13 protein-coding genes and 1 riboswitch are annotated in these 14,199 nt (G+C 66.3%); of the genes, 2 read left to right on the forward strand and 11 right to left on the reverse strand.

What is annotated here, in order from left to right; all coding sequences use genetic code 11:
- Positions 1-19: 19 nt before the first annotated feature.
- From ACFSM5_RS13455 to cbiE, 5 genes are read right to left on the reverse strand one after another with little or no spacing between them, the layout of a single operon-like run.
- Complete coding sequence (locus ACFSM5_RS13455; RefSeq protein ID WP_379876947.1) at positions 20-1,324, reverse strand: cobyrinate a,c-diamide synthase; 1,305 nt, start codon at positions 1,322-1,324, stop codon at positions 20-22.
- Positions 1,321-2,106 (reverse strand): uroporphyrinogen-III C-methyltransferase, encoded by a 786-nt coding sequence (gene cobA, locus ACFSM5_RS13460; RefSeq protein ID WP_379876948.1) that lies wholly within the window; start codon positions 2,104-2,106, stop codon positions 1,321-1,323. Before cobA ends, ACFSM5_RS13455 begins: the two co-directional genes overlap by 4 nt.
- The gene (gene cobM, locus ACFSM5_RS13465) at positions 2,103-2,861 is read right to left on the reverse strand and encodes a precorrin-4 C(11)-methyltransferase (protein ID WP_379876949.1); all 759 of its coding nucleotides are present in this window, start codon (positions 2,859-2,861) and stop codon (positions 2,103-2,105) included. Before cobM ends, cobA begins: the two co-directional genes overlap by 4 nt.
- Positions 2,858-3,241: a cobalamin biosynthesis protein gene (locus ACFSM5_RS13470; RefSeq protein WP_379876950.1), complete on the reverse strand. Its 384-nt coding sequence runs from the start codon at positions 3,239-3,241 to the stop codon at positions 2,858-2,860. Before ACFSM5_RS13470 ends, cobM begins: the two co-directional genes overlap by 4 nt.
- Positions 3,238-4,476 (reverse strand): precorrin-6y C5,15-methyltransferase (decarboxylating) subunit CbiE, encoded by a 1,239-nt coding sequence (cbiE, locus tag ACFSM5_RS13475; RefSeq protein ID WP_379876951.1) that lies wholly within the window; start codon positions 4,474-4,476, stop codon positions 3,238-3,240. The genes ACFSM5_RS13470 and cbiE overlap by 4 nt, the downstream gene beginning before the upstream one ends.
- Here cbiE and ACFSM5_RS13480 point away from each other — a divergent pair.
- On the forward strand, positions 4,457-5,230 hold the full coding sequence (locus ACFSM5_RS13480) for a cobalt-precorrin-6A reductase (protein ID WP_379876952.1): 774 nt from the start codon (positions 4,457-4,459) through the stop codon (positions 5,228-5,230). The two genes, cbiE and ACFSM5_RS13480, sit on opposite strands and share 20 nt — an antisense overlap.
- Here the strand turns inward: ACFSM5_RS13480 and ACFSM5_RS13485 are convergent.
- From ACFSM5_RS13485 to ACFSM5_RS13515, 6 genes are read right to left on the reverse strand one after another with little or no spacing between them, the layout of a single operon-like run.
- The gene (locus ACFSM5_RS13485) at positions 5,197-5,958 is read right to left on the reverse strand and encodes a precorrin-3B C(17)-methyltransferase (protein ID WP_379876953.1); all 762 of its coding nucleotides are present in this window, start codon (positions 5,956-5,958) and stop codon (positions 5,197-5,199) included. The genes ACFSM5_RS13480 and ACFSM5_RS13485 overlap by 34 nt on opposite strands.
- Entirely contained in the window at positions 5,955-6,680 is a 726-nt protein-coding gene (locus ACFSM5_RS13490) for a precorrin-2 C(20)-methyltransferase (RefSeq protein WP_379876954.1), read from the reverse strand. Before ACFSM5_RS13490 ends, ACFSM5_RS13485 begins: the two co-directional genes overlap by 4 nt.
- Complete coding sequence (locus tag ACFSM5_RS22225; RefSeq protein ID WP_465261249.1) at positions 6,677-8,656, reverse strand: precorrin-8X methylmutase; 1,980 nt, start codon at positions 8,654-8,656, stop codon at positions 6,677-6,679. Before ACFSM5_RS22225 ends, ACFSM5_RS13490 begins: the two co-directional genes overlap by 4 nt.
- Complete coding sequence (gene cobN, locus ACFSM5_RS13505) at positions 8,653-11,790, reverse strand: cobaltochelatase subunit CobN (protein ID WP_379876955.1); 3,138 nt, start codon at positions 11,788-11,790, stop codon at positions 8,653-8,655. Before cobN ends, ACFSM5_RS22225 begins: the two co-directional genes overlap by 4 nt.
- A gap of 1 nt (position 11,791) precedes the next feature.
- Entirely contained in the window at positions 11,792-12,829 is a 1,038-nt protein-coding gene (cobW, locus tag ACFSM5_RS13510; protein WP_379876956.1) for a cobalamin biosynthesis protein CobW, read from the reverse strand.
- A gap of 11 nt (positions 12,830-12,840) precedes the next feature.
- The gene (locus tag ACFSM5_RS13515) at positions 12,841-13,251 is read right to left on the reverse strand and encodes a DUF1636 family protein (RefSeq protein WP_379876957.1); all 411 of its coding nucleotides are present in this window, start codon (positions 13,249-13,251) and stop codon (positions 12,841-12,843) included.
- A gap of 90 nt (positions 13,252-13,341) precedes the next feature.
- Positions 13,342-13,532, reverse strand: a riboswitch (cobalamin riboswitch).
- Between the two features lie 46 nt (positions 13,533-13,578).
- On the opposite strand from ACFSM5_RS13515, the gene cobO reads away from it, so the two are divergent.
- Entirely contained in the window at positions 13,579-14,196 is a 618-nt protein-coding gene (gene cobO, locus ACFSM5_RS13520) for a cob(I)yrinic acid a,c-diamide adenosyltransferase (protein WP_379876958.1), read from the forward strand.
- The last annotated feature ends 3 nt before the right edge of the window (positions 14,197-14,199 follow it).

The following is a 14,199-nucleotide window of genomic DNA, read 5'->3' on the forward strand; positions in this document are numbered from 1 at the left end:
GACTGTCGAGAGGCGGCGCTCAGGCCCTGGCTATCGCGTGGAAGAAAGTCCCGGACACCGACCCGCGTCGGCTGCCCGCCAGCCCCAGATCTTTGCCCGCCGCGTCCGACAGACGGCAGAAAGCCTCGTCCCCGCCCCGGCTTTCAACGGTCGCATAGTGAAACTCATGACCGGTGATGCGGGAGCCGGAGGCGCCAAACGGGCTATCGACTAGCACTTCAGCCAATCGATACCCTAAATTCAGTTTACGCGTCTTGAAGCTGGTTTTATGCCCCAGCAAGCCCAGCATCGGGTGCCACGTCCCATCCGCATCCTGCAAGGCCTCACCCAGGGCCATATAGCCCCCGCATTCGCCATGAACCGGCTTGGTCTGAGCGAACTTCAGCAAGCCATCGCGGAATTTATCCGCCGCCGCCAAGCGACCGGCATGGAGTTCCGGATAACCACCCGGCAGCCAGCAAACATCGGCGGAGGGATCGGGAGCCTGATCGGCAAGGGGCGAGAAGGGCAGAATCTCCGCGCCCGACTGCCGCCACGTCAGATCGTGATGGGCATAAAAAAAGCTGAAGGCGGTATCGAGCGCCACCGCAATCCGCTGCCCTGGCGGCGGCAGGAAACTCGTATCGGCGCCATTGGTGTCCGGGATCCCCGCCAACGCCTGCACTGCGTCGAGATCCACCCCGGCTTCGATATGATCGGCCAACCGATCTAATAGTCCCGGCAGATCGCCTTGTTCCTGGGCCTGGACCAGCCCGAGGTGGCGTTCCGGGACCGTGATCTCATTGTTTCGGCGCACGGCACCCACGACCGGCATGCCGATACGAGCCATGGCTTCGCTCACTTGTGCCAAGTGCCGATCACTGGCAACTCGATTCAAGATAACACCCGCGACGCGAACTGCCGGATCGAACTTCGCCAAGCCAAGCGCCACCGCCGCCGCCGTCGTCGACTGGCCAGAGACATCCAGGACCAGCAGTACCGGCAGCCCCAGGATCTTCGCCAGATCTGCCCCCGATCCGCTGCGCCCGTCTGGCGAGGTCACCCCATCGAACAATCCCATGGAGGCTTCGATCAGGAGGATGTCGGTCTTGTCCACACTCTCCCGCGCCAGACTCTTCAGCAGACCGGGCGCCATGGCCCAGCAGTCGAGGTTCAAACTTGGAAGGCCGGTTGCTGCCTGATGAAACGCGGGATCGATATAGTCCGGCCCTGACTTTGCGCCGCGCACCTTGAAGCCGCGCCGCATCAAAGCCGCCATCAGCCCCAGGGTGACGATGGTCTTGCCTGAGCCTGAGCGTGGCGCCGCGATCAGCAGGGCACTCACGGCAGCAACTTATCCCGCAGGGCGACGATCCCGCCGATGACAGCGATGGCCGGGGCCTGCAAACCTTCCCGCTTGGCCGTTGCCGCGATATCAGCCAGCGATGCCGTCACCGTGCGTTCATCCACCGAGGCTGTCGAAGCAATAACAGCGGCAGGCGTATCGGCAGGTAACCCACCGGCGATCAGGGCATCGGCAATCGCCTCCAGCCCCTTCATCGCCATATAGATCACCAGCGGCTGTCCCAGCTTGGCGAGCGCCGCCCAATCGGGGGCCTCCTCCCCATCCGCGCCATGGCCGGTCGCCAGGATCAGGATCTGATTGATGCCGCGCATGGTGGCCGGAATGCGCGCCGCCGCCATGGCCGCGAGGCCCGAAGTGACGCCGGGTATGATACGGAACGGAATGGCTTTACCGGCCAGAGCCAGCACTTCCTCGCCTCCGCGTCCGAAAATGAAAGGATCGCCGCCCTTGAGGCGCAGCACCCGCAGGCCTTGCCCGGCCAGCTCGATCAGCCGCGCGGTGATATCGGCCTGGAGGGCAGAGGGGCGCCCGCCGCGCTTGCCCGCGAACTCCAACCGGGCCGAGGACTGGGCCAATGCCAGCACCCGCTCGTCCACCAGAGCGTCATAGACAATGACATCGGCCTGGGCGAGGCCCGCGATGGCATCCAGCGTGAGTAGTCCCGGATCGCCCGGCCCGGCCCCGGTCAGCCAAACTTCCCCTGCCGGAAACTCCGGCACCGGGCCGCGCAGACGGATCAGGGCATCAAGAACAGACGTCATTCGGCGCCCCGATAGCGGCGGCGATAGTCGGGATGATAGAGCGCACTATCGCGGAAGCCTTCAGCCGCCAGCGCCGGTCCGACCAGCACCAAGGCCGTGCGTTCCATGGGGTCTTCCGCAAGCTGGGCCTCAATGGTGGCCAACGTGCCGACAACCCGCCGCTCGTCGGGCCAACTGGCGCGCATCACGATGGCGACAGGGCAGTCGGCGCCATAAAACGGGGTCAGCTCGGCGACGATCCGGTCCAGAGCATGCACCGCCAGATGGATCGCCAGCGTGGCGCCTGTCTGGGCGAAAGTCGCGAGCTTTTCCTTTTCCGGCATGCGCGAGGCACGGCCGCTCATCCGGGTCAGCACCAGGCTCTGGGCGACTTCCGGCACCGTCAGCTCCCGCCCCAGCGAGGCTGCGACGGCTGCAAAGGCAGGGACGCCCGGCGTCATCGTATAAGGGATACCCAACTTCTCCAGACGGCGGATCTGTTCGGCGAGAGCGCTATAGATCGACAGGTCGCCCGAATGCAGACGAGCGATATCCTGGCCCGCCGCATGGGCCGCGACATATTCCGCCTCGATCTGATCGAGATCCATCGGGCCGGTATCGACGAGTTTGGTACCGGGTCCGCAATAGGCCAGCACCTCGGTCGGCATGATCGACCCGGCGTAAAGGCATACCGGGCAGGCAGCCAGCAGATCGCGCCCACGCACCGTGATCAGATCGGCGGCGCCCGGCCCGGCCCCGATGAAATGCACCGTCATTCGTCTTCCTTCCAGGCCAGCGCACAGGCGGCCTGATCATTCATGAAACGCGCGGTCAGCAGCTGCCCATGCTGGCCAACTGCCGCCAAAGCCGCTGCTTCCGCGATGCTGCCGATGCCATAGCGCGCCAGGGTAATGGGCGAGCGGGTCACGACGCGCCGGTCTTCGGCCCGCAGAACCGCCAGATCGAAGGCATGCAGCGGCAACCGCAGTCGCTTAGCGGCCTCGATCATGCCTGCCTCGCCGACCTTATCGTCCATAGTCACCAGCAGAACGACGTCCTTGATCTGGGTGCGCGAGGCTTCAGCCGCTGCCTCGATGGCATCGAGAATGGATTCGGTCGTGGCGCCCTTGCGGCATCCAATCCCGGCAACGATCATGGCTTGCTCCACCGCCATTGCGTGACCGGCATCGCGCTGCGCCAGCCCCGTAGATTTCCAAGCGCCTCACCATGGGCAAGGGACAGCCGGACCAGATCGCCACCTTCCTGCCCGTGGTGGGCAATCAGCAGCGCTTCTGTTTCCAGCGCTACCGCATTGATGACCAGACGCCCGCCCGGACGCAAGGCCGCCTGCGCCTGCGCTATCGTCTCCTCGCTGACGCCACCGCCGATGAAGACAACATCCGGTGTCGGCAGATCCGCCAGCGCGTCGGGCGCACGGCCTTCCACCACCTGCAACCCCGGCACTCCCAAAGCCTGGGCATTGAGGCGGATGCGGCCAGCCCGCTCGGTATTGCCTTCCACCGCGACAGCCCGCAAGGACGGATCGCGCAGCAGCCATTCGATCCCGATGGATCCCGACCCGGCCCCGATGTCCCACAGCAGCTCGCCGCGATGGGGATTGAGGGCCGACAGGGTCAGTGCACGGATATCGCGCTTGGTGATCTGCCCGTCGTGTTCGAACCAATCGTCGGGCAGACCGGGGGCAAGGCTGGGCAGACGCGTCCCTGGTGTCGCCGCGACCTCGAGCGCCAGCAGATTGAGCGGATCGACATCACCCAGATCGAAACTGTCGGCCGTCGCGAAGCGAACCTTCTCGCGCGGGCCGCCCAGGGCCTCCAGCACGGTCAGTCGGGTCGGCCCAAAACCATCGGCCTTCAGCAAGGCGGCGATCTTGGCGGGTGCCTCGCCATCACTGGTCAGGATCAGGATCCGCGAGCCGGGATAAAGATGCGGTCGGACCAGCTCTATCGGACGGCCATGCAGCGACAGGATCGTCGCCTCCGCCAGCGCCCAGCCCAGATGCCCGCCTGCCAGCGCAACCGAGGAAGGCGCGACAAACGCCCGCCATTCACCAGGATTCAGCGCCCCAGCCAATTGATTGCCGACGCCGAAGAAAAACGGATCGCCCGACGCTAGCACACAGACCCGCCGCCCGCGCGCTTCGATCACCGGATCGATGGAGAAGGGCGACGGCCAGCGCCGCATCTCGCCCGTGATCCGGCCCCCAGCGAGATCCAGATGACGCTTGCCACCAAAGACGATCTCCGCCGTCGCGATGGCTTCACGCGCACCGGTCGAAAGGCCCGCCAGACCGTCTTCGCCGATACCAACGATGGACAGCCAGGGCTTGCCTGCCGCAGGATCGCGGCCCATGAGATCAGGCGTTCCCATCAAAAAGATCCTTATTCTGGGCGGCACGACCGAGGCACGCGCGCTGGCGGCGCTGCTGGCGTCCGAACCGGGTATCAAAGCCACCCTGTCGCTGGCGGGTCGGACGGCCAATCCGCTGGCCCAGCCCGTGCCGGTGCGCACTGGCGGCTTCGGCGGCATCGAAGGACTGGCCGACTATCTGAAGGCCGAGGCTATCGACCGGCTGATCGATGCTACCCATCCTTACGCGGCACGCATTTCGGCCAATGCGGTTGCGGCGGCGCGGCGCGTTGGCATTCCGCTGCTGTCCCTGCATCGGCCCGGCTGGCAAGCGGAGCCAGGAGATCGCTGGATCGAAACCCCTGATGGCGAGGCTGCCGTGCGCTCCCTGGGAGAGGCGCCGCTGACCGTCTTCGTCGCCTTCGGGCGGCAGGAGGTCGAACCCCTGCGGCTGGCGCCCCAGCATCGCTATATCGTGCGCTCCGTCGATCCGGTGGACCTGGCCTTGCCGGGAGCGCGCTACATCCTGGCGCGCGGCCCCTTCCCGGAGAAGGAGGAGCGCGCGCTGTTCGAAGCTGAGGGCGTGCAGGCGATCCTGTGCAAAAACAGCGGCGGCGCGGCTACCTACGGCAAGATCCTGGCGGCGCGCGCCCTGAAGATCCCCGTGTTTATGATCGCGCGACCGGACAAGCACGCTGGCGAGCGGGTCGAAACCATCGAGGCCGCGCTGGACTGGTGCCGTCATCCGGTCCCTCCCACGCTGCGCGGGGAATAGACCAACGGGGCAAGACCCGGCCTTTCGATCACCCGCGTTTCGGGCGACCCTATGATGACGCAGGTCGCCATATCGGCAATCTCCGCATCCGCCTGGGCGAGATCCACAATGACCATCGCCTGATCCGCCCGGCCCGCCGCCCGCCCGAAGATGACCGGCACGGTCGGCGGCAATTCTGCGCGCAGAACCTCAAACGCGGCTCCCAACTGCCAGGGCCGCGCCTTGGAGCGCACGTTGTAGAGCGCGATCACAAACCCCGCCTGCGCCGCCATCGTCAGGCGCTTCAGCACCAGATCCCAGGGCTTCAGGTTATCCGACAGCGAAATGGCGCAGAAATCATGACCCAAAGGCGCCCCGACCTTGGCCGCCACCGCCAACATCGCGGTGATGCCGGGGATGAAACTGACCTCCAGCGCGCGCCACGCCTCGGGGCCCTGCTCGATTTCCTCGCAGACCGCTGCCGCCATGGCAAAGACGCCGGGATCGCCGCCGGTCACCATTGCAACCGACGCACCAGATGCCGCCAGTTCCAAGGCCGCGCGCGCCCGCTCCCCCTCGACCCGATTGTCGGAAGCATGGGCGCGCTGATCGGCCCGCAGGCTTACCCGGTCCAGATAGGGGCCATAGCCGAAGAGATCGCTGGCCGCCGCCAATGCCGCCTCCGCCTCCGGCGTGCGCATATCCGCGCCCGCAGGCCCCAGGCCGATAACACTGAGGCGACCGCTCATGGCCGCGCCTGCCATCCCGGGATCAGGACGATGGAGAAATAGGGCGCCACATCGTCGCTCTTGTCGGCCAGCGGCATGATCGTCTGGTTGGCCATCGTCGCCCGTTCGACATAGAAAGCGCCCGCTTCGCGACCGGCGGCGATCAGGGCACGGCGGATCTTCGGCAGGTTCCGCCCGACCTTCATCACCACCATCGCATCAGCATTGCGGAATTGCTCAACCAGCGCCGCCTCCGGCAGGGTACCGGGCAGGATCGATAGGATATCGTCGCCCTGGGCAATCGGCGCCCCCAGGGCCGACCAGCCACCCGACATGCCGGTCACACCTGGCACCACCTCGACCTCGTAGCGTCCGGCAAACCGCACATGCAGATGCATGTAGGAGCCATAGAACATCGGGTCGCCTTCCGACAGGATCGCCACCGTCCGCCCCGCGTCGAGATGGCGGGCGATGCGGCCAGCCGCTTCCTCGTAAAAAGCCGTGATCGGCTCCTTATAGGCAGGCAGATCCTTGTCGACCTCGGTCGTCACCGGATAATGCAGCGGCTCCAGGATCACGCCCGGCCGCAGGTGGCTTTCCACCGTCGCATAGGCATTGCCGTTGCGTCCGGCCTTGGCGAAATGGGCGATGACATCCGCCTGCGCCAGGATGCGCACGGCCTTGACCGTCAGCAGTTCAGGATCGCCCGGACCGACCCCCAGACCATAAAGCCGCCCGCTCATAGGGTGTGTCCCTGGGGAATACGCTCCTGGGCCAGACCCGCCAGGGCATTGATCGCCGACGCCGTCATGGCGCTGCCGCCCATGCGGCCGCGTACGGTGAGCCAGGGAATAGCAGGCGCAAAAGCCTCCAGCGCTTCCTTGGATTCCCGCGCGCCAACGAACCCGACCGGGCAGCCGATGATCGCAGCGGGGCGCGGACCACCCGCAGCGATTTTCTCCAGCAGATAAAACAGCGCGGTCGGTGCATTGCCGATGGCGACCATCGCCCCCGCCAGCCGCTCGCCCCACAGGTCGATAGCAGCGGCGGAGCGGGTATTGCCGATCCTGGCCGCCAGATCCGGTGTCGTGGGATCGCGCAGGGTGCAGATCACTTCGTTCCCGGCAGGCAAGCGCGCGCGGGTGACGCCATGGGCCACCATCTCGGCATCGCACAGGATCGGCGCGCCCTGTTGCAAGGCGGCGATCGCGGAATCCACCAGATCGGGCGAGAAGGCAATATGGGCCGCCGCCTCCACCAGACCGCAGCCATGGATCATCCGCACCGCCACCTCCGCCTCGCCGGGGGTGAAGCGCGACAGATCGGCCTCGGCCCGGATGATGGCGAAGGACTGGCGATAGATGGCATCGCCATTTTTCTCGTAGGCAAAGGCGGACAAAGCGGCGGCAACTCCCTCTGCGCCCAGGTGGGCAATCGTCTTGGCCGCCGTATCTTGATCACGGCGGTTCGCGAGGATGGATAAACCATTCGCCAGCCCATCGGAAGGGATCGTCGCAATCGCAGGTGAAGCAGCTTTGCCCGCTACCACCACGCCCCAGCCGTTCTCCTGCCCGACCAGGGTCAGATCGGCAGGCGCCGGATGGGCGCAGCCTTTGGCGCAACCGCTGACATGCAGGGTCAGGCTGCCGTCCAAAAGTGAAGCCGCCGCCTCGGCCAATTCCGCCGCCTGGGTCCGGGTGGGTTGCAGGGCCGACGCACAGACCGGAGCGCCCGCGCAGGCGACGAGATGGCGGCGCGGATCGGCGGCGGAGGTGATGAAGGTGTCTCGAAGAACGCTATTTTTAGTATCCGTCATGCCCCGGTTCATCCGGGGCATCTCCTCCGAGGGCGTGTCCACGAAGGCTCGGTCACGGTCGGATAGGCTCCCGGAGGAGATCCCCCGATCAAGTCGGGGGATGACGACTGAACTGACCACATAAATCATCCGCCCCGGCCCCGGTCTCAGACCGGTCACCCCCGGCAGCCCCGCCAGATACTCGAGATCATCCGCCGAGAATGCCCCGAAAGCAGGGGAAACTCCGATCGCCTCGCCTTCCGTCAGCTCATGCCGACCGAAGAGCTCCGGCATCGCCACCCGGCGAGGCTCCCCGCCCATATAGAGGCCGAAGTCCGGCGTGCCGAGGATATCCTTGCCCCGCCCCTCCGGCCCCAATTGGGCAATCGCCTGCATCAGTGCCAGGGCGGTTTCGACGATCAGGCCAGGGCTGCCACGCCCCAGCCAGCAGCCGGGGGCCAATGCCAGCCAGATCTGGCCATCGGCATCGGCTTCGATATGCAGATCGCCCATCGTATCGCGCAGGAAACCAACCCCGCTGCCATCGATGGTGACCGAGAATTTGGGCGCCAGCGGTCCGTTACCCGCAACGCTCCAATGCTGTTTCAAGGATGCCGCCAGCGCGGCGCTGTCAAACACCGCTCCCGGCCAAAGCGCGCCGAAGGGATCAATCAAGGTCAGGGGCGGCGCCTGATCGCCCAGGCCAAGGGCAGCGACCGCGTCGGCAAACCCCTCGATAACGCCCCGCACCTGCAAGGCGCCCTTGGCCGTCACCTCCAGCGTGCCATTGCCAAAACGCCGGGCAGCATCGGCCAGCCCGCGCGCCACCTCCGGCGTGAAAGCGACCAGCGGCGTGATGCGGGCCAGCAGCCCGTCGCCGGTCAGCATGGGCTCCCGCACGCTGGGGCAGGCTCCCCTTTTCATCGCAGCATCTCCAGGGGTGACAGATCATTGCGCCGGGGCTGCCACAGCCCCGCCTGCCGAGCCCAGGCCAGCCGATCGGCAATCGCGCGGGCAGCATCCGGGTTCTGATCCTTCAGGAAGTCGCGCACCTTGGGATCGGCCACATAGGCATCGAACAGCAGATCAAACAATCGACTGTCGACCGCACCCGACAGCCGGGCAAAATCGGCCAACCGGTCCACCGCTTCGGCCATTTCCGCCGCCCCGCGCGGGCCATGGCGCATCAGCCCGTCGATATGCCGGGGATGGGTTGCCCGGCCACGGATGATACGGGCGAGCGCCGCCTCCAGCAGGCGCGGACGCGGGCGAGCGGGGTCGCTGGTATCCAGCACGACGACCCGCCCGGCCAGCCCTTCGACCCGCTGGGCCGCCGCGAAGCCCCCCACATGGGCGGCGTCGCCCGTTCCCTGCAGCAGATCGCGATAGGGATCGTCGGCGCCATGGAGCAGCAGATCCGCCCCCGCCACCTGGATCGCGAATTCGCCGGGTCGATGGTCAGCCTGCCCTTCGGCCCCGCCATAGGCATAGGACGCTGTCTCAAGATAGGCATCCGCCACCTCAGCCAGGGGCGCATCCCATTCATTCAGCAGATCCTCGATCCCCGCACCATAGCGGCCGGGTGCCGCTCCAAAGACTCGGGCGAGGCTGCCGCCCCTGGCGCGTACCTCGGCCAGCGGATTGTCGGCCGCGCTTTCATCTCGCGCCGCCACTGCCTTCACCGCTGCATCCAGCAAAGCGATCTGCGAGGGGAACAAGTCGCGGAATAGACCAGAGATACGGAAAGTCACATCAACACGCGGAAACTCCAACACGGCAGGCGGCAATACCTCCACCCCCGTCACCCGCCCCGTCGCGGCATCCCAGAGCGGACGGCAGCCCAGCAGCGCCAGGCCTTGGGCGATCTCTTCGCCACCCGTGCGCAGGGTGGCGCTACCCCAGAGATCGATCACCATCGAGCGGGGAGCCTCACCCTGTTCCTGGATATGCAGGCGGATCACCTCGCTCACTGCTTTCTTCGCCAGATCCATCGCGGTCTGGGTCGGCAGTTGGCGGGGATCGGCCGTATAGAGGTTGCGGCCGGTCGGGAAGACGTCCCGGCGCCCCCGCGCCGGTGCCCCTGCCGGACCTGCCGGGACGAAGCGGCCGGACAGCGCATCGCTCAGCGACCGTCGCTCGCTCGCAGCGCTTTCGGGATGCTCGGTGGAACGGCCATAGACATGCAGCCCCTCCTGCAAGGCCATATCCTTGATATCGCACAGCCAGGCATCGATCTTGGCCAGTGCCTGCCCACTGTCGGTCTCTGCATCGACCCCGGCTTCAGCCGCCAGCCCGGCATCGCGCGCCGCCTCCAGGATCAGGCTTGCCAGCCGGTCCCGACGGCGCGGGTCCAGCCCATCGGCCTGGGCATATTCATCAACCAGCCGCTCCAGCGCCGCCGCCGGTCCTGTCAGGCTGCCGTCGGAGAGCTGCGGGGGCAGATGCCCCAGCGTCACCGCCGCGATGCGTCGTTTCGCCTGCGCCGCTTCGCCCGGATTGGTAACGATAAAGGGATAAACGACCGGCAGGCTGCCCGTGATCAGGGTCGGGAAACAGTCGGGTGTCAGCGCGACCGCCTTGCCCGGCAGCCATTCGAAGGTGCCATGGGCGCCCAGATGCACCAGGGCATGGGGATCGAAGCGCCGCATCCAGGCTGAAAAAGCCAGAAGCGCGTGGCTCGGCGGCAAGGCCGGATCGTGATAGGCGGCGCGGCGATCCCGGCTGTCTCCCCGATCCGGCGGCAGCGCGATCCAGCAGGTCCCGCAGCGGATGGCACGGAAGCGGAAATCGCCTCCCGGCACCTCTCCCCAGGCGCCCGTCACGGCATCACGTACCGCCTGCGGAAGAGTGTCGAACCAGACCCGATACTCGGCGACAGGGAAGTCGGCCTCGCCAAGTTTCAGCCGCTCCATAAGTTCCCGTGCATCGCCGGGTGCTGGAACGCCAAGATCCGAGAGGATGGCCAGAACACTACCCGGCACATCCAGCCCGACGGCATAGGCCTCGCGTCCAACCGCCCCCGGATAGTCCGGCAGCACCAGCAGCATCCGCCGGTCGGCAGCCGGGGTTCGGCGCAGCCGGATCAGGGCCGCGATCCGGTCGGCAGCCATCGCGACCTGACCCGACATACTGCGACTGGCGCCCTCTTCCTTGAAGGAAATCACGCCCCCCAGAACCCGCCCATCGATTTCCGGCAGCACCACATGCATGGCAAGGTCCGACGCCGCCAACCCACGCGCGTTCGTCGCCCAGGCATCCAGGCGTGTCGTGGCGTTGACGATCTGCATCAGCGCCGCCCCCTTGGGCAGCCAGTCGAGGTCCCCCGCGCCAAAGGCCGTCAAGGTCAACACGATCTCTGGCGCGCCCAGCTCAGCCTTGAGAAACGCCAGAGCCTCCGGATCTTTCAGCGAGGGTACATAGGCAGCGGCCAGCACGATTCCCCGCGTTGCCAAGGCAGCTTCCAAGGCTTCCAGCGGCTCGACATCCCCTGCCAGCAGGGTCGATCGATAGAAGATCGCGACCGCCTGCGCGCCCTCCGGTCGCCGATGCCAGCCAAAGGACGGCAAAGGTTGCGGATCGGGGGGCACCAAATCGGACAGCCCGGCAAGTCGGGCCATCTCCTGCACCAGCGCCGCCATATTGGCCGCTCCACCTGCTCGGAAATAACCGAGCAGCCGCGCCGTCTCGGCAGTCGAAAACTCCGCAAGGTTTGGATCGTCGCGATCCTCGCCCGGCAGCACCGCCAAGGCAAAGCCTGCCCGGCGCGCCTCGTCGCGCAGGCGCTCCAGCCCATAGCGCCACCACTCTACCCCGCCCAGCAGCCGCACCACGATCAGCCGGGCATGGCAGGCGGTCTTGTCGATCCAGAGGTCGACCGACATCGGATGGCGCAGCTCGCGCAGATTGAGCAATCCCAGGCGCGGCTCCCCGACCGCCGCCAGCGCCTGCAGATCGCTGCCCGAGAAGGACAGCACGATCAGGTCGGTTGGCGGCAGATCCAGATCGACCGGTTCCGCCGCCTCATCCAGGCTCGCCGAACTGGTCGCGAGCAGATGCATGTCAGCCTGCCAGGGCTTTTATCACCGCGTCGCGATCGAACCCCTTGAGGCCGATGGCAACCAGACGGCCCTGGCGGGCCTCCTCCGGCTTCCAGGCGCGGTCGAACTGCTGATTGACGCGCGCGCCCACCGCCTGGACCAGCAGGCGCATCGGCTTGCCTGCCACCGGCACAAAGCCCTTCACGCGCAGGATGCCATGGTCGGCCGCAACCACCTTCACCCGTTCGGCAAGCACACCCGCGTCGGTCAGTTCGGAGAGATCGACCACCACGCTGTCGAAATCATCGTGGTCGTGATCCAGCTCGTCGTCATGGTGGGTCTTGCGGTTCTCGATATCATCTTCGGTCCCGACACCCAGGCCCAGCAGCAGACGGACATCCACCGCGCCATGGGCGCCCGCGACAACCTTGACCGCCCGGGGCAAGGCTTCCTGGATCGCGGCATCGGCACGGGCGCGGCCCGCGGCATCCAGCAGATCGGTCTTGGTCATCACCACCAGATCGGCGCAGGCGATCTGATCCTCAAACACTTCTTCCACCGGATCATCGTGATCCAGCGACGGATCCTCGGCCCGCTGTTTTGCCAGCGCATCGAGATCGCCCGCCACCTGACCGTCCGCCAGGGCCGCGCCATCGACCAGGGTCACGACGCCATCGACCGTCACCCGGCCCTTGATCGCGGGCCACTGGAAGGCCTGAACCAGGGGCTTGGGCAGGGCGAGGCCACTGGTTTCGATCAGGATGTGATCGATCGCCGGAACGCGTGACAGCAAGGTTTCGATGGTCGGAACGAAGTCGTCGGCGACGGTGCAGCAGATGCAGCCGTTCGCCAGTTCGACGATATTTTCCGCCGGGCAGGTCTCATCGCCGCAGCCATCCAGAATCTCGCCATCAACACCGACATCGCCGAACTCATTGACGATCACCGCCAGGCGCTTGCCACCCGCATTGGCCAGCAGATGGCGCACGAGGGTGGTTTTGCCCGCACCGAGGAAACCGGTGAGGATCGTGCAGGGAACGCGGGTCAGGGACTGGCTCACGGGGTCAAATCCTATTTGGTGTCGAGGGGAGGCACGCGGGCTATCAACCCGCGTTTCAGGGAGGCTGGACGCCCCTGCCAGGGCAGCAGGCCGTCGGCACTGTCTTTGAGCATGCGGGCCGCCTGCATCAACTCGGGTCCGGCGACCGTGGGGTCGATCTCGCCGAAGATATAGGTCCAGCGGCCAGGATGCTGCAGCACCGCCGTCGGTCCGCGATTGCAATTGCCAAGGCAGGAGACTTCGCGCACCTCGACGCTGCCGTCCTCTGCCGCATGCAACGCCTCGGTCAGGCCAGCGCCGGTCGCGCTCGACCGCCCATCCTCCCCCACCGTCTTGGAGCGGCAGGAGGTGCAAACGGTCACGGTCGGGCGGGTTGCCGCGTCCGACATCGCATCATTTGGCAGCATGTCCTTGTCGGCCATGGCGTCATCAAATCTCGTCGGGGGCGTGAATGGCGAACGATGGCGAACGGTGCCGCCTGCTGAGTATCGAGGCACCCCGCCCGACCCTCTCGTCCTTGGACAGCATCGGCAGGTCTCCTGGCTCGCGGGTCGCTGTCCCAAACCGCCTTCCCGATGGTTGCCATCAGTGGCCTTTTTGCCTGGAACTCGCCGCTTACAGTTGCGGGGGCAGCCGCCGATTTGAAGATCCGGCGTTCCCTTTTAACAGGCCTTTCGGCCCGACCGTTGCTGCAGAGCAATAGACAAGGGCGCCCTTCGCTTGTCAATCTCCCCGCCCAAGGAGTGCCCATGACCCAGCCGATCGATCCCGAAGTCGCCCGCCGCCACGCCGAAAAAATGGCCCGCCGTAAGGAGGTTCAGGATGCCGAAGTGGCAGAGAAGACCCTGCAGAAGGGGCTGCTGATGGTCCATACCGGCCCCGGCAAGGGCAAGTCGACGGCGGCTTTTGGTCTGGCCCTTCGTACCCTGGGACGCGGCGGGCGGGTCGGCGTCGTGCAATTCATCAAGGGCGCCTGGTCCACTGGCGAGCAGGAAGCCTTGAGCGCCTTCGGGGATCGCGTCTCCTGGCACTCCATGGGCGAGGGCTTCACCTGGGAGACCCAGGACCTTGCCCGCGATATCGCCGCCGCGACAAAGGCCTGGGAGAAGGCCTGCGCGCTGATGGCCGACCCTTCGTTCGGCCTCGTGATCCTGGACGAGCTGAACATCGCCTTGCGGTACGAGTATCTGCCCTTGTCGGAGGTTGTTGAAACACTCGCGGGCCGCCGGGCGGCCCTGCATGTGGTGGTCACGGGGCGCAACGCAAAGCCCGAGCTGATCGAGGCAGCAGACCTCGTGACCGAGATGACGCTGGTCAAACATCATTTCAAAGCCGGGGTCAAAGCCCAGGAAGGCATCGAGTTCTAAGCC

This window comes from Lacibacterium aquatile (genome assembly GCF_042683105.1).
Classification (GTDB): Bacteria; Pseudomonadota; Alphaproteobacteria; order Elsterales; family Elsteraceae; genus Lacibacterium; species Lacibacterium aquatile.

Coding starts and splice junctions, on each gene's coding strand:
- ACFSM5_RS13470 (WP_379876950.1), bottom strand. CDS start 3,241: ATGATCGTTGCCGGGATTGGATGCCGCAAGGGCGCCACGACCGAATCC.
- cbiE (WP_379876951.1), bottom strand. CDS start 4,476: ATGGGAACGCCTGATCTCATGGGCCGCGATCCTGCGGCAGGCAAGCCC.
- cobO (WP_379876958.1), top strand. CDS start 13,579: ATGACCCAGCCGATCGATCCCGAAGTCGCCCGCCGCCACGCCGAAAAA.
- cobM (WP_379876949.1), bottom strand. CDS start 2,861: ATGACGGTGCATTTCATCGGGGCCGGGCCGGGCGCCGCCGATCTGATC.
- ACFSM5_RS13515 (WP_379876957.1), bottom strand. CDS start 13,251: ATGGCCGACAAGGACATGCTGCCAAATGATGCGATGTCGGACGCGGCA.
- cobA (WP_379876948.1), bottom strand. CDS start 2,106: ATGACGTCTGTTCTTGATGCCCTGATCCGTCTGCGCGGCCCGGTGCCG.
- ACFSM5_RS13480 (WP_379876952.1), top strand. CDS start 4,457: ATGAGATCAGGCGTTCCCATCAAAAAGATCCTTATTCTGGGCGGCACG.
- cobN (WP_379876955.1), bottom strand. CDS start 11,790: ATGCATCTGCTCGCGACCAGTTCGGCGAGCCTGGATGAGGCGGCGGAA.
- ACFSM5_RS22225 (WP_465261249.1), bottom strand. CDS start 8,656: ATGAAAAGGGGAGCCTGCCCCAGCGTGCGGGAGCCCATGCTGACCGGC.
- ACFSM5_RS13485 (WP_379876953.1), bottom strand. CDS start 5,958: ATGAGCGGTCGCCTCAGTGTTATCGGCCTGGGGCCTGCGGGCGCGGAT.
- ACFSM5_RS13490 (WP_379876954.1), bottom strand. CDS start 6,680: ATGAGCGGGCGGCTTTATGGTCTGGGGGTCGGTCCGGGCGATCCTGAA.